We start from the raw sequence: 24,608 nt of genomic DNA, 5'->3' as shown, positions 1-24,608 counted from the left end.
GAGGGAATAGGGGTGGAAAGGGGTTCTGTGGGGTGGGGAGAGGTGTATAAGAGACGGGTGCGGAAGGGCGGGGGGACGGGTGGGCGGCTCGCTGGCGGAGGGCCGACGCCGAGGGGCGGGCGGGGGCGGTCAGCCGCGGGGACGGGGCGGTGCGAGTGCGGGTCAGGCTGGGCGGTCAGCCGCGGGGGCTCGGGGCCCGTCCGGCCTCATGCCTGCCGTCTACTGACGGCGGGCCCTCCCGGTGCTCCTGGCGCATCAACTGCCGCACGATCCGCACGAGCTCCGCAGGCTCGAAGGGCTTGGCGAGGAACGCGTCGACGCCGGCGGCGATCCCGGACTCGACCTCGTACGGCGTGCACGCGCTGATGATCGCAACGGGCACCTGCCGGGTACGCGGATCGGCGCGGAGACGGGCGGCGGTGCGCAGCCCGTCGAGCCGGGGCATGACGACGTCGAGGGTGATCACGTCCGGCTGCACCTGGTGAACGACGTCGAGACACTCGGCACCATCGGCCGCGGTCACGACCTCGAAGCCCTCCAGCTCGAGGTTGACCCTGATCAGCTGCCGAATCACCCGGTTGTCATCGACAACGAGCACTCGGCCGGACGCGCCGGACACAACTCGAGAGTAGGTGCGGGGACGCGGCTGCGTCCGGGTTTTCCCCACTTCCGACCCCCGCGGGGGACGCGGGGGCACGTCGGGGCACACGGGGGCGCGCGCCAAGACGGCCGCACAGGCCGGAAATACCTGTTCACGGCGACCCTTCGGGAGCTGGTAGGGTTCTACCCGTCGCCGCGCACGAGCGAGGCGCACGCCCCCGTAGCTCAGGGGATAGAGCAACGGCCTCCGGAGCCGTGTGCGCAGGTTCGAATCCTGCCGGGGGCACTCGCCAAGCAGCCAGCGTGAATCAGCCGCTGACCAGGGCGGATGCCGACATGAAAGAGCGGGAGTCAGTCTCACTGACTCCCGCTCTTTCTCGTTGTCTCTCAGCGTCCGCGACACACCTCCGACACACGTCTCGGGGTGCCCGGCGACCCCGGCCCCGGTTGCTTACCGACTTTGAGGAGTAGAGGGTGCGGAAGGTCGGGATGAGCGCAGGTTCAGTCTGCCCAGCTCCTCGCGCTTCTGGCGCCTCCCAGAACGCCCTGCTGCCTGTCGTCGCCTACTTGGCGTGTCCGAACGAAGCCTCTAGGGTCATTGTCAGAGGTGCCTGCTTCACTCGACCTCTGAACGCCACGAGGGAGCACCCTATGACGACCATGATCCGCACAACACCTGCGGAACTCGTAGCTCAACGGGAACGCCTGCTCGCAGAGGTGCACATGACCTTCGAGGAGCTGCGCGACCGCGCCGAGACCTACAGCCTGAGCAGCGACGAGCTTGACGTCTGGCACACCATTGAGGGCATCGACTACCTTCTCAACGGTGAGTGCTGAGGAAGCTACGCTCGATGAAAAGGCGGCTGAGTTCGCCGATACGCTGACAGACCTTACGCGGGGAGTCCTCGGTCAGGACTCCCCGCGTTTTTCTGCCCTGAACGTCGGTAACCGCATCAGGGTTGCACCGCTGGCTGCTGACGGTCGAAGTATGCGCATCCCTATAAAGATCGACGGCGAGAGGTGCCTTAACCTCCACGTTCAGCACTTCTGCTGCTGGGATGGTCCGAACATGTACCTTGCCGCCGATCGGGCCGACGTACACGTCTTCTTCGAGGGGGTGCAAGACCCACTGCTTCGCTATGAATACCTGCGCCACTCGAAGACCCCTCCAGGGGCCCACTTGCAGGTGCATGCCCACCGGGACGAGATGGCCTATCTGCTTCGCCTGGCCGAAAAGAAGAAGGGCAGGCCGGCAGCGATGATGCGGAAGGGTAAGCTGCCCCGGCTGTCAGAGATGCATCTGCCAGTCGGCGGCCACAGGCTGAGGCCAGCGCTTGAAGACGTGCTACTGCTGCTGGTACGCGAGTTCGCCATTGACGTTGAGGACGGCTGGGAATCTGTCCTCGACCAGCACCTCAGGAAATGGCGCGTGCTGCAACTCAAATCCGCAGTCCGCGATGCGCATGAATCTGCCGCCGAGACACTGCGGGAGATGGGTTATACGGTTGAGCCGCCCAAGGATATGGAACCTCAACGAGCAGACTCTCGCCTCTACTGGCCCTGACCTCCGCTCCCTCCGACTTGCAGTCGACTGATAGGGAGCTGCCGTCACAGCCCCCTATCCGGGTGGCTACATGTCGCCCTCCTCCTCCAGGGCCTTTGTGATCTTCGCGTTGGCCGCTTCCTCATGGCCGTCGATGCAGCTGTGATATCGGCGGTGGATCACCTCCGGCGAATTACCGACCCGCCGGGCCACCTCAGCGATGGGCACTCCCGCGTTCAACCACCGCGTGATGCACGCGTGTCGCAGGTCGTACGGGCGGCCGGCCAACGGCGAGTCAATGCGCTCTGGCGGTAGGGCGTACCTCCGCGCTTCCTCCCACACCCGCCAGTAGGTGGAGGATCCGACCACTCCCCCGCGTTCGTTCCCGAACACGCGCCCCTCCTTGGCGGTCCCGAACTCCTTCAGGTGAGCCATGAGGATGGCAACGAGGACCGGCGGGATGGGGACCGGCCGGTCGGAGGACGCCTCGCGCGCCTTCAGGCCGCGACGGTCGTGGCGCTCCCCGGAGTCGGTCCACTGCTTGCCGGAGACGGGACGCGTCTCCCGCAGCGTCAGCGTGCCCCAGCCCTTTTCCGGCAGGTGGCAATCCGACAGCCGTAGCCCGACCGCCTCAGCCGGTCGGAGCCCCGCGTAGTACAGGACCGCATAGAAGGCCACCAGGCGCCGCCCACGGCAGCGATCCCACGACCCGACGTACGAGACGGCGGTGAGCAACTGCCGGGCCTGTACGGCGTTCACCAGTACGCGACGGTCCACCACGTCGTTGGAGCCGACGCGCTTCCGGCGGGTTCTCTGAAGCGGGTTTTCCGGGAGCTCGCCCGTGGCAACGGCGTGTTCGAGAGCGGCGTTCAGGGCCCGGCGGCGCCGCTTGTACGTGTCGCCCGCGGCCGGGGTGCCGTCCAGCTTGTAGCTGACGCGGTACACCACGTCCTCGAACACCTCGGCGCGGGCCATCTCGCCCAGCGGCCGGTCAGCCGTCGTGACCCAGTCATACGCGGCCTTGAGTTCGGCCGGCGGGTCCTCTCCCGCGTTCGCGGGCACGATCCCCCACCGGAAGGCCAACCGAAGGGACTCATCCTCGGGAACGCCGTCCCCACGCTTGACCATGGCGAGCGTCACGGCCGCGAGGCCGTCCGCCATGCCCTCACGGGACTTGGCCGCGCTCGTGCGCCACCGCGCGGCCACGTACTTCCGGCAGAACTCGAACCACCGCAACGGCGGTTCGGCGTCCGCTGCTGCGACGGCTTCGGTCGCCGCGCGCACCTCGGATTCAGGCAGCCCCGATTCGATCTCGAACGCTTCCCCGCGCCGGTTCATGGCCTGCCACAGCTCAGACCGTCGGCTCTCCGCGAGCGCCGACGTGGTGAACGTGTCGCCGTGCACCTGCCCTGCGACCACCCACCGGAGACGCCACGGGCGGGACTTACGGCCGGTCTTGGACACCTTCCACAGTTTGACGTCGAAGGAGTAGCCCGGCCGGGCCGACCCACGAGGGCGCCCGGCCGAGGTGTCGTTCAGAGCACTCACGCAGCGTCCTCCCGCTCCGCAAGCCAACGCTCGTACTCCGACCGCCGGATCCGTACGTCGCCGTTCGGGAGCTTGATCGAGCGGGGCCCCTTCCCGAGCTGGCGCCACCGGTAGAAGGTCGACGGGGCAACCTTCAGATCAGCGATGACCTCCTTGACGGTCATCTTCTCGTCCCGCGTACGGAGGCTCATGGGGCCATCCCTTCGACTTCGTCCGTACCGGACAGCCCGGACAGCTCGATTTCTGACTGTCCGGGTCGTTCTTGCAGGTCAGATGCGGTTCCCGGACACCCGGACAGCTCGGACACCTCTTGGGCGGCCTGTGTCCGGGTGTCGGTGTCCGGGTAGTACCGGCCGCCGGCGTCCCGTGTGAGCTGGCCGTCTGCGGCCATGCGGGAGCAGGTGCGCCGGGTCGTCTCGATGTCGACGTGCGGGAGCGTCGTGGCGATGTCCTTGGGCTTGGCGCCGGGGTGGGCGCGGACGTGCTTGAGGATTGCGGCGCGGGTGTCGCCGACGGTGTGGTCGGAGACGGGTCCGTCCAGGAGGTGCCAGGCGCCGGAGGCGTCTTGGAACTGGAGGGCGTATTCGGCTTCGTTCACGTCGCGTCCTGTGACGTGCAGGATGCCGTCGGCCTGGCCGCGGGCGCGTTTGAGGACGAGGGTGGCGTCGGCGGCTCCGGCGATGCCGTTGGTTCCGGAGACCTCGGTGAGGAAGTCCTCTGAGCCTGCCTTGCGGACGTGGTGGACGAGGACGACGGCGATGCCGTAGTGGTCGGCGATCCGCTTGGCGAAGCCGACGGCGTGATAGTCCGCGTCGTAGGCGGATACGCCTTGCGGGGCCTGGCCGCGCATCTTGGCGAACACGTCGATGACGACCATGCGGGCGTCCGGGTTGCGCTCCAGCCATTGGGAGATGGCTTCCGCGCCGCCCTGGGGGAAGGGAGGGCACTCGGTCACGAGGGTGAGCCCGGCCGGCGCCTTCTGGCCCCCGAGCAGCTTGCCCATGCGGGTCTGCAACCGGCGCGGGGTGTCCTCCAGGGCGAGGTAGAGCACCGGGCCGCCCTGGACGGGGACGGAGTCGAACGCCTTGCTCCCGGCAGCGACAGCGAGCCCGAGCCCGAGGGACAGCCAGGACTTGCCCACCTTCGGCGGTCCGGCGAGCAGGCTCACCCCCTCGGCGAGGATGCCGGGCACGGCCCATTTCGGCTCGGGAAAGTGCGCGGCCATCAGCTGGTCCGCGGTCCACGCCGTGCGCGGGCGCTCGCGCTTCGGCAGCGCCTCGGGCCCGGCCTGGGTGTCGCTGGGGACGGAGTACAGGTGCAGCGGCGGAATCGGGTTGGCGCTCATGCGGCGACGGTCCTCGGACGGTTGGCCCCCGCGCGCAGGCCGGAGGCGATCGTGCGCCGGGCCTCGCGCTCGCCCTGGCCGATGTTGAGCGCGGCGGCACACAGCCACCCGGTCACTTCGGCTTCGCCCAGTTCGCCCCCGGCAACGAGCTGCCCGAGAGCGACGGCTGCGATGTAGAGGGTCTTGTTCCGCTCGCCTTCCACGGCGCGGCTGACGCGTTCCAGCTCGCCGTTGACCGCGGCCTGCAGCCACTTGCCGCGCCGGTCCGTGGCGAGGGCGACCGTGATGGGCTTCTGCGGAGGCAGCGGTGCGGGGCGCAGGAGTTCGGCGAGCCATCCGGGCAGCGGCGCCACGTTCCTGTGGCGCACGGTCTCGTACGGATGGTGAGTGAAGGTGCTGCCGGGGGCGACGACGTAGCCGCCGTGGGCGCGGGTGTCGATCTTCCAACCGAGCCCGTTGCCCTTGTCGCCGCTGGTGTTGCGCAGCGGCTCGCCCTGGGGTGCCGTGAAGTACAGGTGGGTGCCGCCGCTCCAGGTCCGCACGGTGAACGTGTCGCCGGGGAAGGGCTGGCCGTGGCGCTCGCACAGGACGGCGAACACGTCGGCGCCGCTGGTCACGCCGGGCAGTGCCCAGTCGGCCGGCGGGGTGTCGTCCGGGGCCTTGGGCATGTCGAGGTCGATGACGACCAGCCCGGACGGGCCGGTGGCCAGGCCGATGTTGTACGGGGCGTGGGCCCAGCACCGGGCGATGCGTCCGGCGTCGGTCGTGGCGCGGGTCTCCCAGTCGGTGATGGCGGGGCGCTTGTCGCCGGGCCGGAGCGGGAAGACGTGCCAGCCGCGGGCGGCAGCGTCCAGCGCGGCGTGGGGCAGCGCGAGGCGTTCGGCTTGAGGCATGCTGAGGGTTCTCCTGATCTGTCTTCGGATGGGCAGGGAGAACCGCGGCGGCGGGCGACCTTGCTGGGGAGTCCCGCCGCCGCGGCGTTGCTACTGGTGCTTGGCCCAGTGGGCGTACTGCTGACGGACGTAGTGGCGGGGGTCGCAGGCGGCCCTGGCGTTGTCGGTGTCCATGAGGCGCTGGGCTGCCTTGGCGGCGACCTCGCTCGCGTCGCCGTGGATACCGGCGTCTTCGTCGGCGAGCGCGATGCGGTCCAGGACGGCGGCCTTGCGGAGCCAGAACTCGCGCCCGAGCGCGTGGCCGAACGGCTTGTCAGCGGCGGCGCGGGCGGTCCATCCGATCTCGCTGATGATGCTCGGGGCCAGCGCGTACGCCGCTTCCGGCGTCGGCCACGCCTCGGTGTCGGCGCGGTGTTCCGCCGTGACGTACACGCGGGTGCGCTCGGTGTTGTGGCGGTTGGGGTACTGGCGGGCGGGCCCCGTGGTGAACGTCTGGGCCAGCTTCTCGGTGATGTGGTCGGCGTCGGCCGGGTCGCAGATGACGCGAATCTCGAACACGGTCAGTCCTCCTTCGATGCGGTGTGCGCGGTGGGGAGTTCGGGCAGTCCGGCACGGGTGAGCTGCGCCGGGTCGAAGCCGGGGAGCATGGCGCGGGCGGTCATGGCCTCGGCGAGCGCGGTGGCGTAGGCGGCGCCCTCGCGGGCGACCTCGATCTGTGTGCGTGAGCGCAGGGCCTCGATGCGCTCGACGTGGCCGTGGTCCTCGCGCTTCTCGCTCATGCGCCGCTCGTGCGCGAGGGTGTCGCGGCGGTCGGTGCGCCAGTACCGGGCGGCGAGCCCGTACGCCACAGCGGTCGCGAGCGCCCACAGCAGCAGCGGAAGCGAAAGGCCGTCGGCGTATCCGGCAACCCCGGCAAGGGCGAGCCCGCCCGAGGCGGCGAAGCACGTCCCGGCGAGGACACCGTCTCCGGAGCGGCCGACGGACGCGCATGCGCCGGCCGCGGCGGCGCCCGTGGCGAGCACGACCATCAGGGCGGCGTTGCCGACGGAATGTTCGGCGCCATTGGCGTTCCAGATCCGCCCGAGAATCAGCACGGTGGAAGTGGCCACTGCGGGCGCGACCTTCGGCAGGGCGACGGTGAGCGGGTGGCGGACGGTGATGGGCTGGTTCATCGCGGGCTCCTCAGTTGATCTGCTGGATGGCGTCGATGACAGCTGTGGTGAGCTGGTTGATGGGGCCGGACGCTCCGGTGGAGGCGAGGAAGAACCCGAACGCTGCGGCGACGAACGCGGAGCCGTAGCCGAGGGTCTTGGAGCGCAGCAGGAAGAACAGGACGAGCCCGAACAGGGCGACGAGCGAGACCGTCACAGCCATGGTGGAAACTCCTTTGACGGTGGGTCGGGGAAGCGGGCTAAAGTGCGTGCGCCCTCGGGTCCTGGCCAATTCGAGGGCTTGGCCGACGGTTGCGCCCGCCTAGCTCCTGCTCGGAGCGGGGTCCGTCTCATGACGGGCACCGTCGGCCCCTTCGCGTCCACGTCAGCGGGTGCCGTCGCGGTACAGGCGCTGGGCACGGTTGAAGATCCAGCGGCCGATGCGTATGCGGCGACCGGTGGCCTTGCAGCGGCGGCAGTTCTTGCCGCGCTTGAGCTGTCCTTTGCGATCGGTCTTCAACTCGAAGCCCCAGCCGCGGCACTTGCGGCAGGGTCCGAACGGCGCAGCCGCACACATCCCGGCATAACCGAGCGTGACGGCGAGCAGGCTGGCGATAACAAGGGCGATGGGGGTCATCGGGGCCCTCCCAGGGCGGTTTCCGGCGTTTGTGCAGGTGGGGTGCTATCCACTAGATCGCTGATGGGAGCGCATTTGGGTCGCTAGCGGGGGTGCTACCGGTAGCAGGTGGCCCTGCTACCGGTAGTGGTCCTCTCGGGCTATGCGGCGCCCGAGTTTCGGTCACGCTCCGCGATCGTCTTGGTGAGGTCGGCGCGGACGATGCCGCGCCTTGTGGTCCGGGCTCCGTCGTCGGTGGTGCCGGCGACGTCGCGGGTCTTGATGCCGTGCGGCTTGAGCGCGCTGGTGACGTTCTCGCCCTTCCAGCCGCCGTAGACCTCGGGCCGCAGCTCCGCGAGCCGCGCGGCGATCCGCTCGTTCCACACCCGCTCTTCCGTCTCGGGGACGACGGCGGCGATGTCGGCGAGCAGGTCATACGAGGGGCCCTTGGCCTCGGCGGTGTCCTCTCCGAGCGCATGGCCGGACAGGGTGCCTTCGGCCTTGCGCAGGGCGAGGGCGCGCTGCGCGATGGCGTTGGTAGCCGGGTCGTCCAGGTAGGCGGTGCGCACCACGACCGGGAGCGTGGTGGCGCCCTTGAGGTAGCCGTTTCCGGCATCGATCTCGGGCCGGAACTGCGTCGCCCGCACACCGTTCTTGTAGGCGCTGGTGCCGAGGATCATGTCGTTCTCGGTCTGGCCTGCGACTTTCAGCGCGAATCGGATGGACACGTTGCCGCTGACACCGGTCGGCAGCGAGTCCTTGTCCGGGCGCTGTGTGGCCAGGACCAGGCTCACGCCCAGGGCGCGGCCGAGCTTGATGATGAACTCGGCATCGTCGCCCGCCTGCTTGCCGTAGGTGCCGTGGGCGAACAGGTTCTGGCACTCGTCGAAGACGGCGAGCAGCGGCCACAGCTTGAGCGAGCGCTTGTCGGCGATCTGCCGGGTGACCCGCTTGTCCGGGCACAGGTCCCGCGGCAGTTGCTTGATCGCCTTGGCGCGGCGCATGACTTCCTCGCGCAGCAGCTTGAGGGAGTCAGCGGCGTACTTGATCGACTCGTCATCAATGCCTGAGACGAACCGGTGCGAGACGCATTCGAGGGAGTCCAGGTCACCGGTGCCCTTGTTCTCGTGGAGCCACAGCTCCACCGACGGGTCCAGTGCCGCGCCGCAGGCAAGCACGCGCACGGAGCTGGTCTTGCCCTGCCCGGGCAGCGAGCCGATGAGCACGTTGTGCTGGATCAGCGGCACCGCCTGCGCCCGGCCGCGCGGGTCCAGACCGAACGGGATCCGTTTGAACACGTCGTGCCGAGCGGCGCTGGCGAGCTGCCACTTGACGATGCCCGTCTTGGACAGATCCCGGTCACCCACCCACAGGATCAGGCGGCCTTCGTGCTCGTTCGGATCGGCGTCCGGCCACACACAACCGAGCGGCCGACGCAGACCCGACGCGAGTCGGGCACGTCGGTCGGCAACGTCGGCCACGGTCACGCCCAGCGGGAGGTCGATGTCGGCGCGCCAGCCCGGTCCTTCACGGGTGATCGGGGCGGCGAACTTGATCCCGTCCTGGCCCTTGGCGACCGCGGAGGCGATCTGACCGATACCGATGGACGCCATGGCCTTGACCACGATGTCGCTCGTGAGTTTCTGCACCTCGGTCTTGATGACCGCCCGCGTCGACAGGGGCGCATCCGCCGGCGCACCCACCCAGCCGAACCCGAGCACCGCCGCCACAGCGGCGATGACCTGCGTCAACGGCTGTGCGCCGTAGACGAGGTAGAGCACGGCGACCAGCGAGCCGAGCCCGCCCACGGCCGTGAGCAGCATCCGCAGCCGCACCCGGCGGTCACGCTGCTTGGACAGCTTCAGGTACAGCTCCGAGTTCTCCCGGCGCGCCTCCGCCTGACGCAGCGGCTCGCCCTCGGCATCCACCGCCCAGCGGCCCACCTTGCCCAGGGTGTTCACCACGCCGCGCGGGGCACGCACCACGAGCTTGGGGGTGTAGAGGAACGGCACCCGCACCGCGTGGAAGGCGACGGTGTGGCCGACGTGTCCGGCGATCCACCCGGCCGTGTCCTTGAACTCCTCGCCCGACTTCATCCACACCGGGATCACGTCCAGGCGCTTGGAGCCCTTGATGCGCTCCAGCAGACCCGGACCCGACTGCGTCGGCACCATCGCATCGACCCGGACCGTCTTCGAGTCGGCCGACGGGTCGGCCTTCGGGACGGCCGACCCAAGGGGCTCGGAGTCGGCGGCCGCGTCGGGCGATCGGTCGGCGCTCGGGTCGGCCGACTCGGTCCGGGCGGATCGGGCCTTGCCGAGGTCGACCACATCCGCGCCCGGGTCGGCGTTCATGTCGGCTTCGAGTCGGTTGAAGAGTTCGTTCTCGTCATCGGGGTGCTTCACTGATGGTCCTTCCAAGGGAGGGCGGGCCCGGCCGACGCTGTGAGAGGTGAGCGGTCGGGCCCCGTAGTGGTTGATCAGGCGGCGCGCTGTTCATCGGGGTAGGCGCAGGGGACGCACATGCCGAGCGAGGTCGGGATGACGTATCCGGCGTCCGTCTGGCAGGCGGGGCAGGTGCGTCGGGCACGCATCGCCTTGGCGAGCGCGGCCGACTTCCCCGCCGTCATGGGCCGCACGGGCTTGGCCCGGTCGATGCGGTACAGGTAGGCGACCAGCACCCCGGCCTTGCGGCGGCGGGAGCGGCGCATCACCTGCGCCGCGGGCTCCTGGCCGCCGGGCCGCAACCCGCGGGCGCGGAGCTGGCGGCGGGTGGCGTAGCCGTCGGGGGCGAACCGCCACGGGTACGTCGGTATCCCGTACGTCGCGCCGGACGGGTCGTAGCACTTGCCGAACGCGGGGGACATCAGGCGGCCATCCCGACCGGCGGAACATCGGTGCGGGCACCGCGGCGGCCGGAGCGTCGGCCGGCCACCGTCGCGAACAGCCGCCCCAGCCCCGCCCGCCGGATACCGGCCCTTGCCTGCTTGGCCGCATACATGGCCTCATCCGCGCGCCCGAGCAGCCGGGACAGGTCCTCGCCGGGATGGTCGGCGGCGCGGACCCAGCCGAGCGAGACCGTGGTGTGCACGTCAGGCGTCTGGCCGTCGACGGGGCGGGCGAGCACGCCGTGCAGCACCGCGAGCAAATCGGCCGCGGTGCCGTTGCGGTCGATGACCACAGCGGCGAACTCATCGCCCCCGAGCCGCCCGGCGACACCGGCCGGGCCGACGTAGTGGGCAAGGCGCTGGGCGGTCGCCTTCAGCAGCACGTCCCCGGCCGCGTGGCCGTACCGGTCGTTGATGTGCTTGAAGCGGTCGACGTCGGCGAGGACGACCACCGCCCGCTCATCACGCAGCAGCGATGTGGCGCGGCGGGTGAACCCCTCACGGGTCCGCAGCCCCGTGAGCGGGTCGCGGCGGGCGGTGTGCAGGCGGCGGCGCAGCCACAGAGCGTGCAGCGCCCAACCCGCCAACAGCGGAGCGGCGGTGGCCAGGGCGGTTAAGAGGGTGATCATGCCGCCGCCCCCTCGCTGTCGTCGCTGTCCTCGGTGGCGTCGGCGTCGACGGGGTGCAGGCGCCGGCCGTCGGCCCGCTCGCTCAGCAGCGCGTCCCGCAGCACGCGGGAGTTGGCTGCCGAGCAGTGCAGCGTGGTCCGGATCGCCTCGGCGTTGATCGCGTCATCCGCCCAACCGGCCGTGGTCTCGCGCGCTTCGGCCAGCAGCTCCACCGCGGTGCGCTGGCCCTTGCCGGGCTTCGCCTTGGCCTTGGTCGTCCGCTTACGCGGCGGCTTCGGCGCTGCCGCCTCCGGCGGGGCGGGAGGCTCGGGGGCTGCGGGCTCCTCGGGCGGCAGCTCCTCACCCGCAGGCGTGAGCTCCCCGAGCTTGAGAAGCACCCGCTCACGGCGCGGTGTGCGCGTACGCCACCGGCGACCGTGCCGCTCCCGCAGGTCCGCACGAGCGAGCTGCCGCTCCCGCTCCCGCCCGAGCGCGTCGGCATAGGAGGTGATCTCCCACAGCGTCATCCGCCGCCACAGGGCGAACGTCGACAGCGGGGCGAGCAGCCAGCGCGAGGCGCGGATCTTGTCCATCCGCCGGCCGGTCGCCGCGCCGATCCGCACGGCGTAAATGTGGGCGCCGATCTCGGAGAACACCACCCACAGCAGCGGCATCGTCCCGTGAGCCACCTTCGCCCACGCTCCCGGACCAGAAGCGACGTTCAGCCCGCAGGTCACCAGCGTGAGGACCCAAGGAACGAACCGGACCCAGGCCAGGGCCATGTCCATCCGGACCAGCAGCAGGTTCGCCACGGTGAACACCGGGATCGCCACGTCGATACCGACGGGAAGCATCCACGGCTCACCGAACCCCCACCGCAGCGCGGCGGCCGACACGGCGTCGAACGATGAGATCAGACCCAGAGCGCCGACACCGGCCGCGGCGAGCGCGCCCACACCAGCAAGGCCCATCTCCGGACGCGTCAGCGGCGGCACCGCCGGGCGCGCCACCTCGGTCACGGTGCTCATGCCGCCACCCCGTTCCGGCGCGGCTGGCGGCGAGCCGCCTTCGGCGCGGTCAGCGGGACGACGTTGAATAGCTCCGGCGCGAACGCTTCGATCGCCTCCGCGGCGACCCGGCTCACGTCGTCCGGCAGGCTCGGGTTGTCGGCGAGGATGTCGCGGGCCGCGTCCATGCGGGCCGCGCGCTCCATCTCGCTCTCGCCCTCCACTCCGAGCCACAACTCAACCGGGGTACCAAGGGCAAGCTCCACGAAGTCCTCAGTGGAAACGGCCTGTTGATGGCCCACGTACGTGCGCATAGTGCTCTCCTGAGTCGAAGGAACAGGGAGAACCGCGGCGGCGGGCGACCTTGCTGGGGAGTCCCGCCGCCGGGCAGTGGTGGTGCAGGTAAGGACAGCCGTGGCCGCCCGTTCAAGTATGCGATACATGCTTGAACATGTCTCTCACATTGGCGCGCCCGATTGCGGCTGTCAAGTCCCTCGCTGCTTTCGGGTCGCCCTGCGACGTGCCATCAGGTTGCCGCGCTGGGGCGGGACGAAGTGACCACGTCCCTGGACGACTTGGGATGTCCTCGATAGCGTTCAGCGAGTCATGTACGTCCCGAGACGTCCCCGGGGGTTGGGATGGCGAACGAACGCTTACGGTCGGCGATGCTGACGCATGGCATCACGGTCGACGCCATGGCGACCCACGTCGGGGTGGACCCGAAAACCGTCGAACGCTGGATCACGCAGGGACGCGCCCCCTACCGGCGCCATCGCCTGACCATCGCCGCATTCCTGCACGAAGACGAGACATACCTCTGGCCGAATGGCCTCCCTGACGGCCAGCGGCAGGACGCAGCTGACGCAGAGGTCCTGAAGGTGTACCCGCACCGCTCCTACGTTCCCCCGGAACTCTGGTTGCAGCTCTTCGGCCGGGCGGAGCGGGAGATCGGCGTACTCGTCCACGCGGGTGTGTTCCTAGCGGAGAACCCACGGTGGCCCAAGCTACTGCGACAGAAGGCGTCGTCCGGTGTGCGGGCCCGAATCCTGCTAGGCGACCCCGATAGTGCAGAGATCCAGCGGCGCGGGGAAGAAGAGGAGATCGGCGAGGGAGTCGCGTACAAAGTGCGCGAAGTCATGAAGCTCTACCGCCCGCTGTACTCGGTCCCGGGCATCGAGTTCCGGATGCACAGGTCGACTCTCCACAACTCCCTCTACCGCTCCGATGACGAGTGGCTGGTCAACACACAGGTGTACGGCGTGAGCGCCCCCATGGCTCCGGTGCTCCACCTCCGCCGTGTCGCTGGCGCCGAGCTGGTCTCGACGTACCAGCAGAGCTTCGAGAAAGTGTGGTCCGAAGCCATCCCGATCGAAAGGCCCTCATGAGTCGCCGCACCGACTACTTCAACGATCCCGCCGCGCCGAAGGCCAACAGCATCGTGCCCGCGGTGACCGCGTTCGTCGTGAACGACGCAAATGACGTGCTCCTGGAGCGACGTTCGGACAATGGCCGCTGGGGCATGCCAGGGGGCGTTCAGGAGGTCGGGGAGAACATCGCCGGTACGGTCGTCCGGGAAGTCCTGGAGGAGACGGGGATTCACGTCGAAGTGGTCGGACTGGTCGGGATTTTCACCGACCCCGGACACGTCATCGCCTTCGCGGATGGAGAGGTGCGTCAGGAGTTCTCGCTCTGCTTCCGGGCTCGGCCGGTTGGTGGCGAGATCAAGGTGAGCTCGGAGTCCTTCGCTGTGCGGTGGGTCCCCAGAGATGAGCTGGACGCTCTCGACATCTCGCCGACCACGCGTCGACGCCTCGAAGAGGGGTTCCGTAACGCTGAGGTCCCCCTGATCAGCTGAGCTTCGCCACCGCCACCTCGGCACGCCGCCGGCGCACCCGGGCCACCCTTGCCATGAGCTCGGGCCGGGCCTCGGATACCGCCCGAAAGACGACGTGCTCGGGACCGTACCGCTCCAGGACTTCTGAGAGCCGCTCGGCAGGGTCCACCAGATCCCCGACCGGACTACTGGTCAGGTCGCAATAGGTGATCGCGTCTACCAACTCGGGTTCGGCGGGCCCAAACTCGTTGAGCGCATCGGCCAGCCCAAGTTCGGACGCCTCCCACGAGGAAGACGTATGGAAGGCCACGATGCTGCACAGCCGCGGGTCAGCCCCCACGACGTCGCGCAAGTACCGGGCCCCGTCAATCATGTGCTGTCCGGTGTCCACGGCGGCCTGTGCATACCCGATGTCGTGCGCGATGGCGGCGGCCGCCAAGAGCTCTGCGTCCTCGCCCAGCGTCGGCGCCAGGGTCAGAGCCTGGAAGTACACCCGCTGAGAGTGGGCCCACCGCCGCGGCAGGCTGTCCGCCAACATCGACTCAGCAAGGTCATGGGCCCACTTGGCCAATTGCATTTTCCACTGCCTCCGAGGCAATCGGGAGTTCAGGAAGGCGAGCTGACGAACCGGCCAACCCCGTGTCGCGCCACGATATGGCCGGCGGTCTCCAGTTCGCGCACAGCGCGGCGAACCGTGCCGCGAGACACTCCGTACTTCTCGACGAGGGCCGCTTCGCTCGGGAGACGCGTACCCGCAGGCAGCTCGCCCCTGCGGATCTGCTCCAACAAGTCCGCCATGATCTGTTCGTACGGTGCGGTCCCGGCGCCCCCAGCGAGCTTGCGGCCGACGCCGGCAACGGTCTTGATGTCCCCCGATTCTTCGAGGGCATGCAGGGCACGCCGAACCGTCGTACGGGCCACCCCGAACTCGCGCCCGATCTCGGCCTCGGACGGCAACCCGTCCTGGTAGACCCCTGCCGCGATCCGCTCGCGCAACGCCTGAGAGATCACCTGATACGTCCCGCGTGGACTGGGGCTCGGCACTCATTCCTCCTTCGGACGCCGTCGCGTTCCAGCTTCCCACGCGCACCCGTGCAGGTGGAATGTCCCAGCTGTCCGGGGGCCCGGGGTGAGACGCACTCAAATACCGCGTACAAGCGAGGCCTGAGGAAGGACCAGTTCACGACGTCGACGTGCGCGCATGGCTTCCCCCCTGTTGGTGAGTGCTTCGCCTGTCTCCCGCGCCAAGGCGTGGAAGAACTGTTGGCCGTCCGGCGATTGGCTCGACGTGCCCCAGTCGTAGACCGGCCCCTCGCACAGGGCCCATCGCACAAGTCGGCGTCCCAGCCGCTGACGCTGCCAATCAGGGCTCATCGAAATCTTCGAGTGTGATACTTCGACCGCGAACGCCACCACCGAGTGTTGCAGCCGTCGCTGGCGAAGCCGACCTTCTCCCCTCGGTCCAAAATTCAATTTTATGACCAGGCAAGAGTCAACCCTCGCCCAAAGTGATCCAGATGCGTGCATGTCACCTCTGGAGTTACTTTGAGATCAGACCCCTTCACCAAACCTTCCACATCCGGTCGGCAAAGTAGCGTGGTCTCTATGAGCACAGTTGTAATCGATCTCCCCCAGGGCTTGACGGTTGCCTTTGAGGTTGAGGAAACCGAAGTATGGCATGACGGCGACTGGGAAGAGGTCGGCGTCTCTGACGTCGCTGACAAACTCCAGAAGAAGGGCGTTGAGTCCCTGAAAAAGGGAATCGCTGCCGCATCCAACTTGGCTCAGATAGCCAAAGACGAGATGAGTGCCAGCAATCTCAGCTACGAGGAGGCTGAGCTTAGCTTCGGAATCTCCTTCGTCGGTGGGGCAGACGTAAAGTTCGTCAAGGGCGAAGCTGAGGCTACTCTCAACTTCACAGTGCACTGGAACGGGAACGGAAATGCCTGACGAGACGTTCAGCGGACTAGTGACCGTGGCGCGCCATGGTGAAGAGCAACACCGAGGGTGCGGTATCTACACCGTCAACAACCACGTCTTCACAGCAAACCATGTGATTGAGAAGGTGCTCGGTCGTCGCGTCGTTTCATCAGATCGCGGCACTGCTCAGGCAGATATTCGTTTCCCTTGGGCCGCCGACCCGAAGTCCCCCGTCGTGGCCACATTGCTCAGGAACGAGGAACGCGACGATGTAGCAACTCTTCGCCTCTCAGGGCCTGCACCCGAAGGCATCCAGCCCTGCCTGATAGTCCCTGATGCCGATAGGCGCGCCCTTGTCGGTAAAACAGCAAGGATACAGGCTTGGATCGAAAGCAGTGAGGAGACCTGGATTGAAACAACGATATCAGGACCTCACGGCCCAAGTCGGTATCAACTTGATACGACATCGATTCAAGGGTATACGGTGAAGCCAGGTTTTAGTGGAGCGCCAGTATGGATTAAGAGGAACGAAAATGAATGGTTTGTCGTTGGCATGATGGTTCGTGCCAGCAGGAAAGCCAGAAGCGTTTCCGAGATGCTTTCCAGTGCCAGACTTGCGACGCGCTACGCGTTCCAAGAGCGCTACGTCGGAACGTTGACCGACAAGATGCTCTGGTTCCGAGAGAACGCCATTCAGTCCATACTGAGCGATTTGGCGAGGCGAGAAAGGAAAGGCCTGCAGAAGCATCAGTGCGACGCCGTCTATGACGCCCTGAACCAGGTGCAGCTATCCTTCTCGGATTTGGACGGCTTGGCAGGTTGGGTCTTCTCGCCCTCCTCTCACCTCCAGAGGTTCCGGGACCTGTATTATGACTGGAATCACTTGCCGAGGATGCCTAGAGAACGGCGCGACCGTCACGATGACCTGACAAGGGTAAAGAATGAGCTGATGTCTGAGCTCGGGCAGACACGCTCACTTGTACTTCAGCATGTGAACATGAATCGCATTGTCGACAGGTCCATTGACCACCTTGAGGAACTATACGGCAACCATACTGACCTATTCCCCGCAATCGGCTCGACGGTCAGCAATTACCATAGCCGATTCGGCAGCACGACTGAGGCATGAACGGCGCAATGGGTCTCTCAGCGCTGCCGTTCCATGGTGAGGACCGCTGCTGCGATTGACGTCATTCGGTTCGGGCTGTATCGGGCTCTGCGGAAAATCCGCCAGGAGTTCAGACGGTCAATTCCGCCGTCGACCGGGGCCCGCGCCCTGGACAGCGCCCACCGTTCTCACCCTGGAGCGGCATCGTCGAAAGAGTTCAATCACTCCAAGTACGTACCTCGCGAACTGGCCTGCGGCACGTGGCCTCCCCTTCCAGTTACGTGGCGGCTTTCCCCATTGGCGTCCCACTCGCCCGGTTGACCGACACCTAGTGTCCAACCTGTCCGGCTGTCCGGTTACGCCTCTCACCTGCATCAACAGCCGGACAGCTCAACGTGCCGATGTCCGGGCTGTCCGGTCACAGACGGGCTGTAACACCGCGGGTGTTACAGCCCGTCGGCGAAGCCGACCTCTCAATGGGATCTAGGAGCTGGAGGCGACATCCGATCCGCTCTACCTCCCTGCGGCCCTCGCGACACACCTCCGACACACACCGCGTCGCCGCCCACCCCCATCCAACTCCGCACCAGGTCAGCGGGGCGTAGGGGGTGCGACCAGACAATCACTCCGGAGCCGTGTGCGCAGGTTCGAATCCTGCCGGGGGCACCCTGTATGAGGTGCCCAAAGACCCCGTCACCAGCGGAAACGCTGAGGCCGGGGTCTTCGCGTATGCGCAGGCGTACGCCGCTCGGAGCGGGCGTATGTCGGGGTCTGTGGACGAGGCGTGGACGGGATCTTGGGACGTAAGCCCAGGTGATGCCCCGGGAAAGCGAAGGCCCCGGGACAGGTCCAGGGGCCTTGGGGCGTGCCGCCTCGAGCGTGCCACTCGTACCAACAGATCCTCGACGTGGCAGTCCCTCAGCCAGTGGCTTTGGCGATGATGCGGTCCATCTCCTCCCGGCCGAAGGCTCGCAGGGTCGTGCTACGGACGTTGCCCAACGCGCCGACCTGTAGGAGCACTGCGGTGGCAGTCTCGTCGTCGGTCGCCTCTACGACAGCCACGATGTCGTACGGACCGACGGTCCAGAAGAGGTTCAGGACCTTCACCCCGAGCTTCTGTGCCGCTGCCGTGAAGGCTTCGGCGCGTTGCGGGGTGTCCTTGTAGCCGCGGACTCCCTGGTCGGTCCAGTTCAGCAGCGCAACAAACGTCGGCATGATCCTTTACCCCTGAAAGTAGACGCAACAAGTCGTGGTCAACTCTGGGCACCATGCGCGTAATGCGCATGAGAGGCGCATCTGAACGAGTGATGGAAGCCTGCCTGGCTTCATGGCCCGGCTCGGACACAAACCCCGAAGCCACCGACGCGGAAATCCTGAGGACAAGAACGCCGGTCTCCGCCAAGGCATGGCGATGCCCCCGGACAAGTCCGAGGGCATAAGAGCTACCGACGTCTGCGATCACTCGTACTCGCGCAACAGATCCTCAATACGGCGGTTGGCTACCTCTTGGCGGCCGTCGAGGCACTTGGCGTATCGACTGAGAAGGACCTCCACGCTGTTGCCGGCGCGCTCGGCCACCTCGGTGGCGTCCACTCCGGCGTCCAGCCATGTGGAGAGCGCGGAGTGCCGAAGGTCGTACGGGCGCCGCGCGAGTGGTGAGGCGACCGCGGCCGGCGGGAGCGCGAGCGTCCGGGCTTCTTGCCACGCCCGGTAGTAGGTCGAGGAGGAGACCACTCCCCCGTTCTCGCTGAAGAACAGCCGGCCGTCGTCGGCGGTCCCGAAGGTGTCGATGTGCTCACGGAAGATTGCGACGAGCTGGGGAGGGATGGGCACCCGCCGGACGTCCTCGTTCGGGCGGTTCTTCAATCCGCGGTCGTCGTGGCTCTCGCCGGAGTCGGTCCACTGCTTGCCCACGCTCGGACGCGTCCGATGCAGAAGCGCCGAGCCCCACCCGACAGCTGGCAGCGTCAGGTCTGGCTCAGCCAGGCCCACCACCTCAGCCGGGCGGAAGCCACCGAAGTGCATCCCGTAGGAGACGGCATGGAGCAGAGATCGTGCCTGCTCAGGGTTGGCTACGACCCGTGGGTCGACCTCGCTCGACATTCACGATTCGTTGATGCCGTCACGCGTGTTCGGCGCAGCATGCGGCCATATTGTGCCTCGGTCTCGCCCGGGATCTTCACCAGCGACACGGCGGGCGGCAGCGGGCGGAAACGTGCCAGCTCCGGCAGGTCCGGGTTGCGGTGCGCGTTGGCGTTGATGCGGACCCAGCCGCCTGTCGAGTCACCGGCGACGGCGGTGCCGGGACGGTCCGCGGGAATCTGTGTGGCGGCGATGACGGCGTCCGGTGCGATGTCGCCGAACGCCATCTTGGCGGAGGCTTCGGTCGTTGTTGCGGTGCGAGGTGCGGCCGGTGAGCTGGTCCGTCGCCGAGTTCGGATACGAAGCGCTGGCCGCAGATCTCGACGTCGATGCTGGCGGCGCGGCCGAACTGGCCGAGTCGGACGAGTGCGGTGATGATCCGCCCGCGGCGCTTGTTCTCAGCGGCGTTCCCGAAAAACGACAGTTCGGCCTCGTCGACCAGGAGCACGACGGCACGGGGCGCAGGTGGTCGGGCAGGCCCCAGATGTCGGCGGTGATCTCCGCGTCCGGGACGTCCGAGCTGATGCGCTGCTCGCGGCGGACGATCCGGTACGTCGCGGCCATGCGGTAGACGAGGACGTCGAGCAGGTCGGCGGCATTGTCGGCGAGCGCGGAGAAGCGTCGGGCGAGTGGGTAGAGCTCTACTCCTTCCTTGCAGTCGATGCCGACCAGGGCGACGTCGAGGGCGGCAAGTTCCTTGACCAACTGCCGCTGGTATACAGATTTGCCGGACTCGGTCGCGCCGAGGTTGAGGGCGTGCGGGACCTGGCTGTAGTCGCGGTAGTGGACCTCCCCGTCCTCCCGCAACGCGACCGGGATACACAGGCCCTCACGGGCGATCCTCGCGGGCATCTGCACCCGCTTGAGCACGTCATAGCCGGTCATCCGCAGCTCGACCACGCCTGATCGCTGTCCCGGTCACGATCAGGCCGCCGTGGGCTTGCCCGCGTCGACGGCCAGCGAGGTGACCGCGATCGCGCGGAAGCTCATGCCGTGCCGCTTCTAGCCGTTGAACTCGTTCTCGCACGGCCGGGCCACCACGCCGGTCAGGCCGACCGGGGTGCCGGTGCTGAGCTCGCCGGTGAACGCGGTCTCCGGGACGGTCAGGCTCAGGATCTCGGCGTTGCCGTTCATGACGAACATGACGTCGATCGTCACCAGCGGTGCACCGGTGTCCCGGTCGGTGGCGACCTCTCCGGTCTGACCATCACGACGGCGCCGGTCGTGTCGACGGAATTCGTCTTCTACCTGTCCGCCCAGACCAGCCTCATCCGCGAACTGGACGCCGAACCGGCGACGCACGACGTCAGCGATCCGCGCCAGCGTCCAGCACTGGTCAGGCCAGCCGAATGCGGCGGGGCCGGCATCCAGCGCCGTCTCCAGCAGGCGGAGTTGTTGCGGGTCGAGCTTGCAGTGGGCGCCGCCTGGACCCTTGGAGGCAAGGGCATGCCGGCCGCCCGAAGCCAACGCCCGCCGCCAGCGGTTCGCCGACATCCGAGTCACCCTGAACCGTCGGGCCACCTCCCGGTCACTGGCCCGGGACCGATCAGGTCAGCAGCTGCGAGCCGGACTTGCTCACGCCGAGCCCGTTCCTCAGCCGTCAATCCACCGCCATCGGGATACCTCATCCTCCCGGCACAGCGCGGACCACGGCAGCCGTCACGGCCCGACGTAACCCGCATCATTAAAGATCTCTAGGCAACTCGGTAGACACGCGAGTAATCAACTCAATACCCTCTGCAGTCATGGGATATGAAGAAATCGTGAGCGCCGTCAGGATCGATGGCGGGGTCAAGCGTTTACAGATGGTGACGATCAAGGAGCTAGCAGCGCCATACCGCGAACGGCTGAGCACGGCGCTCTCTCACGAAATCACCGACAAGCTGAACCACCTTGGAGTTCTGACGTTGCCGACGACGCTCCCGACCGATGAACGAGCCTGGGCAGTCTTGATCATTGAGAAGAGCCCTCTAGGCGAGGCCGTCTCACTGGCCACGAAGGCTGTTCGCTGCAGCGAGCTCGATACGCCGATGGCTCCGGGGGCTCACACCAAGTTCCGGAAGTTCGCAAGGCAGATCACGAAGAGGTAGAGCGCCTTCCGGTGCCGCCACGGGGCCCTCCGGGGCAGCCGAAGACGACCAACGTTGACAACCGTCGACAGCTGCAGCCACAAGGACCCCCAACCGGCCGGTGAGAGTCGAGACTCCCCATCGCTCCCTGCACCGCCATACCAGGACGTGAGCGAGGACTTCCCTCAGTCGCTGCGCCGCCCACTCAGCCTCCGCGAGGACGAGTAATCTGCGTCGCCAGAACCTCAATCGTGATCTTGTCGGGACGATCGGGGAACTACCCTCCACCCGTTCCGACATCGCGCTTCCGTCACGGTTGACCAGCGCCACGTCCGCGGGCCCACCGCACCCAGCATCTCCGCCCATCAGACGAGTGGCGTTGACACGCACCTCGATGTTGCACAAGTGGTTGATCGTCCTGGACCGACGCCGCGGTCCCTAGATCGTATCCACGCCCAGGCCGTCCGGCGCCGTCCCGGCGGCGGCGCACCCTCAGGTGCATCACGTGAGTACGATCTTCGTCCCGACTCCCCCGAGGTTAAGCGAATGACCGCACACGCCAAGCGTCCGCCTCGCGTAACGCTCCTGATCCGATCAGAAATCCATGCATACATGGATCAACCGGATCCTAATCATCCCGGGAAAAGGCTAGGGGATTGCAAAGGCGGGGTATACGCGTTCTACGACTACGATGGCGAGCCTATTTACGTAGGGCAGACCAGCGACACGGTGCGTGGACGCGTTGGGCGACATCTCACCGGCCAGCGAACCGACGTCGTGGCCAAATTCATCCTGGACCCCTTCGAGGTCGCTGACATCGAAGTCTGGACGATTCCCGAGATCGCAGCCTCCGACGCAGGCACCGCCACAAAGAGAAGACTACTTAACGAGTACGAATCAACCGTCTACCAGAAGCTCCGCAGTCAATCACGCTTCAATGCCGTTCTCAACGAACGGGTGCCAAATGCGGTTCCACCCGTACCCCTGCCCCCAAGCGTTCGTGGCCGCATCATTCCGGATTCAATCTGGGAGGACAGAATACACGCAGATGTACGCATCGCTCGCCGTGCCACCATCGTGGGACGACTCGCGCAGCTGATCAGCGAACGGCAAGTTACGGGCGGCATTCGAAAAACCCTGCACCTCCAAACCCAAAGACTTGAGTGGTTGAGCAACAAACGGCTGGAAGATTTTGGAATCACCTCCGAGAGCTCTCCGGCGGACACTCAGGTCAACTTTGAGGAGACGTGAGGCCAGGGTAACGTCGGGAATCAACCGCCTCAGAGACTCTAGAAGTCGCTGAAGCCACGTTCTCATGCTCCCAAATCCTGATTGACAGCCAGCCAGCCGCGGCGAGCTTCTCGTCTACCTCTTCATCGCGGATTCTATTTTTGCGGATCTTCTCTTCCCAATAGTCACGGTTACGCTTGGCAAGCCGGTGATGGATTGGACAGCCGTGCCAAAAGCAGCCATCAACAAATACCGCTACCTTCGCCCGCGAAAAGACCAGGTCGGCAGTCCTGCGGAGTTCAGGCAACGGCCGGCTGGCAACCCGGTATCGGTAGCCTCTCGCGTGCAAAGCTCTGCGCAACAAAAGCTCAGGACCTGTGTCACGACTGCGGTTCGCTCGCATACTGGCCCTGACGGCGGGGGTTGACGCCCAGGACTGCGAACTCTGTGTCATGCACCCACCGTACCTTCGCGAGCCTCTGGTGATCCTCGGCACACCTATCGAGTGATCGGCGCACGATCAGGTCCTAGCGAGGCACCGGTAGCATAAGATCTCCGACGTGACTATCGCGCCCGCCCTCACGCCCCCACAGCAAGCCACTTCGAGCTCCCTCCACCGGGAGCTCAACGCAGCAGAATTCTTCGCTGGCATCGGACTGGCTCGGCTCGGCATGGAAGCAGCGGGCCTCAAGGTTACGTGGGCCAACGATCTCTCCGCCGACAAGCACGACATGTATCTGCGGAACTTCGGCCAGAACGTCGCAAGTCATTACAAACTTGCGGATATCAAGTCAATTGCCGAAAATCCCCGCGCTTACGAAGTTCCCAGGAATCTTTCCGTCGCATGGGCGTCCTTCCCTTGCACCGACCTCTCTCTGGCCGGCGGCCGAAAAGGCCTGGCGGGCAAGCACTCGGGAACTTTTTGGAACTTCGTAACGATCTTGGAGAAACTGGGCGCTGACAGGCCACCCGTCGTTGCCTTGGAAAACGTAAACGGATTTGCCACCAGCCACAAGGGCGAGGACCTCAGAGCCGCCATTCGAGCGCTGAACGGTCTCGGCTACTCCGTTGACGTCGTCACGCTCGACGCCAGGAGCTGGGTTCCGCAATCGCGACCCCGTCTCTTCCTTGTCGGAGCTCTTGAAGTACCCGAGCAGACCCAGTTCCTCTCGCGTTTTCTGCGACCGCGCTGGCTCGATGGGATCTTCGCCGACGCGGCCCTACGAACGCATCAGGCGTCGTTGCCCGCTCCACCCGAACACCGAAACAGTGGCTGGACCTCCATCGTCGATGACGTTCCCCTGAGCGACCCACGTTGGTGGGATAATCAGCGAATGATGAAGTTCAACAGCGAGCTTTCTCCGGTTCAGATCAAAAAGATCGCGGAAATTTCTTCCACACGTGTCGCTTATAGGACTGCCTACCGCCGTACAAGGGACGGGAAGCCAGCTTGGGAGATCCGCGCCGATGACATCGCCGGCTGCCTGCGAACAGCAGGAGGTGGCTCATCAAAGCAAGCCGTCGTGCGGATTCAAGAGGGCCAGCCGCTGCGTGCACGGTGGATGACCTCCGTGGAGTACGCCCGACTCATGGGGGCGGACGGTTACGTACTCCCCGAGCGTCCCAGCCAGGCTGTTATGGGATTTGGTGACGCTGTCTGTGTTAATACGGTTCAATGGCTAACCGAGAGTTATTTGATTCCCCTCTTGGAAGGCAAGATGGCTCCGAAGTGAGCCAGGCAGCCTTCAAGAGCCACCTGGAAAAGCACCTCCGTGGCAAGCTGGCGGCTTCGAGGAGCTGCTTCTGTGATCCGTCCCTGAACGCCCGCTTCAGCGAGCGGTGGGCCTGCGCAGGGTGCGCTGAGCACGGCTTTCAAACCCGACCGACCAGCGCTGCCGTACATGGTCATCAAGGTCGACCCTCGCCGCCGCCAAGATCGGAATCAGCGAGAAAATACTGCCGTAACGGGTGGACTGTCCTGAAGGAGCTGACTTTTCCGCTCGGGCGCGACGATCGCGGCTGTGGAGAAGGCCACGGTCGAGTCGTGGCGGGTTCGCGGCTGGCCAGCTGTCTTGGACAACGGCCTTGCGTACGACGGCTACACAGA

27 protein-coding genes, 1 tRNA gene and 4 pseudogenes are annotated in these 24,608 nt (G+C 66.7%); 10 read left to right on the top strand and 22 right to left on the bottom strand.

Annotated elements, in window-relative coordinates; translation table 11 throughout:
* Window positions 1-175: 175 nt before the first annotated feature.
* The gene (locus J7E88_RS08850) at window positions 176-667 is read right to left on the bottom strand and encodes a response regulator (protein WP_215178951.1); all 492 of its coding nucleotides are present in this window, start codon (window positions 665-667) and stop codon (window positions 176-178) included.
* Window positions 668-814: 147 nt separating this feature from the next.
* Between J7E88_RS08850 and J7E88_RS08845 the strand changes: the two genes are divergently transcribed.
* From J7E88_RS08845 to J7E88_RS08835, 3 genes are all read left to right on the top strand, one after another.
* Window positions 815-886, top strand: a tRNA-Arg gene (locus J7E88_RS08845).
* Between the two features lie 365 nt (window positions 887-1,251).
* Window positions 1,252-1,437, top strand: coding sequence for a hypothetical protein (locus J7E88_RS08840; protein ID WP_215178949.1), 186 nt, complete (start codon window positions 1,252-1,254; stop codon window positions 1,435-1,437).
* Complete coding sequence (locus tag J7E88_RS08835) at window positions 1,427-2,164, top strand: hypothetical protein (protein WP_215178947.1); 738 nt, start codon at window positions 1,427-1,429, stop codon at window positions 2,162-2,164. The genes J7E88_RS08840 and J7E88_RS08835 overlap by 11 nt, the downstream gene beginning before the upstream one ends.
* Before the next feature lie 66 nt (window positions 2,165-2,230).
* On the opposite strand, the gene J7E88_RS08830 is transcribed toward J7E88_RS08835, so the two are convergent.
* From J7E88_RS08830 to J7E88_RS08770, 13 genes are all read right to left on the bottom strand, one after another.
* Complete coding sequence (locus J7E88_RS08830) at window positions 2,231-3,682, bottom strand: tyrosine-type recombinase/integrase (RefSeq protein ID WP_251022357.1); 1,452 nt, start codon at window positions 3,680-3,682, stop codon at window positions 2,231-2,233.
* Between the two features lie 5 nt (window positions 3,683-3,687).
* Entirely contained in the window at window positions 3,688-3,882 is a 195-nt protein-coding gene (locus J7E88_RS08825; RefSeq protein WP_215178943.1) for an AlpA family transcriptional regulator, read from the bottom strand.
* The gene (locus J7E88_RS08820) at window positions 3,879-5,036 is read right to left on the bottom strand and encodes an AAA family ATPase (protein ID WP_215178941.1); all 1,158 of its coding nucleotides are present in this window, start codon (window positions 5,034-5,036) and stop codon (window positions 3,879-3,881) included. Before J7E88_RS08820 ends, J7E88_RS08825 begins: the two co-directional genes overlap by 4 nt.
* Complete coding sequence (locus tag J7E88_RS08815; RefSeq protein WP_215178939.1) at window positions 5,033-5,929, bottom strand: bifunctional DNA primase/polymerase; 897 nt, start codon at window positions 5,927-5,929, stop codon at window positions 5,033-5,035. The genes J7E88_RS08820 and J7E88_RS08815 overlap by 4 nt, the downstream gene beginning before the upstream one ends.
* Window positions 5,930-6,019: 90 nt before the next feature.
* Entirely contained in the window at window positions 6,020-6,487 is a 468-nt protein-coding gene (locus tag J7E88_RS08810) for a hypothetical protein (RefSeq protein ID WP_215178937.1), read from the bottom strand.
* A gap of 2 nt (window positions 6,488-6,489) precedes the next feature.
* Entirely contained in the window at window positions 6,490-7,101 is a 612-nt protein-coding gene (locus tag J7E88_RS08805) for a hypothetical protein (RefSeq protein WP_215178935.1), read from the bottom strand.
* Between the two features lie 10 nt (window positions 7,102-7,111).
* Window positions 7,112-7,303 carry a hypothetical protein gene (locus J7E88_RS08800; protein ID WP_215178933.1) on the bottom strand — a complete coding sequence of 64 codons (192 nt, stop codon included), beginning with the start codon at window positions 7,301-7,303 and terminating at the stop codon, window positions 7,112-7,114.
* Between the two features lie 162 nt (window positions 7,304-7,465).
* The gene (locus J7E88_RS08795; RefSeq protein WP_215178931.1) at window positions 7,466-7,717 is read right to left on the bottom strand and encodes a hypothetical protein; all 252 of its coding nucleotides are present in this window, start codon (window positions 7,715-7,717) and stop codon (window positions 7,466-7,468) included.
* 140 nt (window positions 7,718-7,857) lie between these two features.
* A complete protein-coding gene (locus tag J7E88_RS08790; protein ID WP_215178929.1) occupies window positions 7,858-10,101 on the bottom strand; it encodes an FtsK/SpoIIIE domain-containing protein in 2,244 nt (747 codons plus the stop codon).
* A gap of 74 nt (window positions 10,102-10,175) precedes the next feature.
* Window positions 10,176-10,562 (bottom strand): RRQRL motif-containing zinc-binding protein, encoded by a 387-nt coding sequence (locus tag J7E88_RS08785; protein ID WP_215178927.1) that lies wholly within the window; start codon window positions 10,560-10,562, stop codon window positions 10,176-10,178.
* Entirely contained in the window at window positions 10,562-11,212 is a 651-nt protein-coding gene (locus J7E88_RS08780) for a GGDEF domain-containing protein (protein ID WP_215178925.1), read from the bottom strand. The genes J7E88_RS08785 and J7E88_RS08780 overlap by 1 nt, the downstream gene beginning before the upstream one ends.
* Window positions 11,209-12,219, bottom strand: a complete 1,011-nt coding sequence (locus tag J7E88_RS08775; RefSeq protein WP_215178923.1) for a DUF2637 domain-containing protein — start codon at window positions 12,217-12,219, stop codon at window positions 11,209-11,211. Before J7E88_RS08775 ends, J7E88_RS08780 begins: the two co-directional genes overlap by 4 nt.
* Window positions 12,216-12,512 carry a hypothetical protein gene (locus J7E88_RS08770; protein ID WP_215178921.1) on the bottom strand — a complete coding sequence of 99 codons (297 nt, stop codon included), beginning with the start codon at window positions 12,510-12,512 and terminating at the stop codon, window positions 12,216-12,218. Before J7E88_RS08770 ends, J7E88_RS08775 begins: the two co-directional genes overlap by 4 nt.
* Before the next feature lie 381 nt (window positions 12,513-12,893).
* Between J7E88_RS08770 and J7E88_RS08765 the strand changes: the two genes are divergently transcribed.
* The gene (locus J7E88_RS08765) at window positions 12,894-13,583 is read left to right on the top strand and encodes an XRE family transcriptional regulator (RefSeq protein ID WP_251022286.1); all 690 of its coding nucleotides are present in this window, start codon (window positions 12,894-12,896) and stop codon (window positions 13,581-13,583) included.
* Window positions 13,580-14,053: an NUDIX domain-containing protein gene (locus tag J7E88_RS08760; RefSeq protein ID WP_215178917.1), complete on the top strand. Its 474-nt coding sequence runs from the start codon at window positions 13,580-13,582 to the stop codon at window positions 14,051-14,053. Before J7E88_RS08765 ends, J7E88_RS08760 begins: the two co-directional genes overlap by 4 nt.
* Here J7E88_RS08760 and J7E88_RS08755 read toward each other — a convergent pair.
* Window positions 14,046-14,609, bottom strand: a complete 564-nt coding sequence (locus J7E88_RS08755) for an HD domain-containing protein (RefSeq protein WP_215178915.1) — start codon at window positions 14,607-14,609, stop codon at window positions 14,046-14,048. The two genes, J7E88_RS08760 and J7E88_RS08755, sit on opposite strands and share 8 nt — an antisense overlap.
* A gap of 29 nt (window positions 14,610-14,638) precedes the next feature.
* Window positions 14,639-15,076: a GntR family transcriptional regulator gene (locus J7E88_RS08750; protein ID WP_215178913.1), complete on the bottom strand. Its 438-nt coding sequence runs from the start codon at window positions 15,074-15,076 to the stop codon at window positions 14,639-14,641.
* A gap of 561 nt (window positions 15,077-15,637) precedes the next feature.
* Between J7E88_RS08750 and J7E88_RS08745 the strand changes: the two genes are divergently transcribed.
* Both J7E88_RS08745 and J7E88_RS08740 read left to right on the top strand, forming a co-directional pair.
* Window positions 15,638-15,982, top strand: coding sequence for a CU044_2847 family protein (locus tag J7E88_RS08745; protein WP_215178912.1), 345 nt, complete (start codon window positions 15,638-15,640; stop codon window positions 15,980-15,982).
* Window positions 15,975-17,081 (top strand): serine protease, encoded by a 1,107-nt coding sequence (locus J7E88_RS08740; protein ID WP_215178910.1) that lies wholly within the window; start codon window positions 15,975-15,977, stop codon window positions 17,079-17,081. The genes J7E88_RS08745 and J7E88_RS08740 overlap by 8 nt, the downstream gene beginning before the upstream one ends.
* Before the next feature lie 17 nt (window positions 17,082-17,098).
* Here J7E88_RS08740 and J7E88_RS08735 read toward each other — a convergent pair.
* The 5 genes and pseudogenes from J7E88_RS08735 to J7E88_RS37360 form a co-directional block, all read right to left on the bottom strand.
* Window positions 17,099-17,239 (bottom strand): annotated as a pseudogene (locus J7E88_RS08735) (IS5/IS1182 family transposase); the annotation flags it as partial.
* 739 nt (window positions 17,240-17,978) lie between these two features.
* Complete coding sequence (locus tag J7E88_RS08730) at window positions 17,979-18,275, bottom strand: GYD domain-containing protein (protein ID WP_215178908.1); 297 nt, start codon at window positions 18,273-18,275, stop codon at window positions 17,979-17,981.
* A gap of 243 nt (window positions 18,276-18,518) precedes the next feature.
* Window positions 18,519-19,163: pseudogene (locus J7E88_RS08725) on the bottom strand (site-specific integrase); the annotation flags it as partial.
* Between the two features lie 68 nt (window positions 19,164-19,231).
* A pseudogene (locus J7E88_RS08720) lies at window positions 19,232-20,111 on the bottom strand (FtsK/SpoIIIE domain-containing protein); the annotation flags it as partial.
* A 15-nt stretch (window positions 20,112-20,126) separates the two neighbouring features.
* Window positions 20,127-20,462 (bottom strand): annotated as a pseudogene (locus tag J7E88_RS37360) (hypothetical protein).
* A gap of 485 nt (window positions 20,463-20,947) precedes the next feature.
* Between J7E88_RS37360 and J7E88_RS08705 the strand changes: the two are divergent.
* Both J7E88_RS08705 and J7E88_RS08700 read left to right on the top strand, forming a co-directional pair.
* Window positions 20,948-21,292, top strand: coding sequence for a hypothetical protein (locus J7E88_RS08705; RefSeq protein WP_215178906.1), 345 nt, complete (start codon window positions 20,948-20,950; stop codon window positions 21,290-21,292).
* A 525-nt stretch (window positions 21,293-21,817) separates the two neighbouring features.
* A complete protein-coding gene (locus J7E88_RS08700; protein WP_215178904.1) occupies window positions 21,818-22,522 on the top strand; it encodes a GIY-YIG nuclease family protein in 705 nt (234 codons plus the stop codon).
* On the opposite strand, the gene J7E88_RS08695 is transcribed toward J7E88_RS08700, so the two are convergent.
* Window positions 22,503-22,955 (bottom strand): very short patch repair endonuclease, encoded by a 453-nt coding sequence (locus J7E88_RS08695; protein ID WP_215178902.1) that lies wholly within the window; start codon window positions 22,953-22,955, stop codon window positions 22,503-22,505. The two genes, J7E88_RS08700 and J7E88_RS08695, sit on opposite strands and share 20 nt — an antisense overlap.
* A gap of 106 nt (window positions 22,956-23,061) precedes the next feature.
* On the opposite strand from J7E88_RS08695, the gene J7E88_RS08690 reads away from it, so the two are divergent.
* The gene (locus J7E88_RS08690) at window positions 23,062-24,234 is read left to right on the top strand and encodes a DNA cytosine methyltransferase (RefSeq protein WP_215178900.1); all 1,173 of its coding nucleotides are present in this window, start codon (window positions 23,062-23,064) and stop codon (window positions 24,232-24,234) included.
* The last annotated feature ends 374 nt before the right edge of the window (window positions 24,235-24,608 follow it).

The sequence above is a fragment of the Streptomyces sp. ISL-10 genome (assembly GCF_018614575.1).
Lineage (GTDB): Bacteria > Actinomycetota > Actinomycetes > Streptomycetales > Streptomycetaceae > Streptomyces.
Note: the sequence above shows the minus strand (reverse complement) of the source record. Positions and strands in the feature narration are given on the sequence as shown.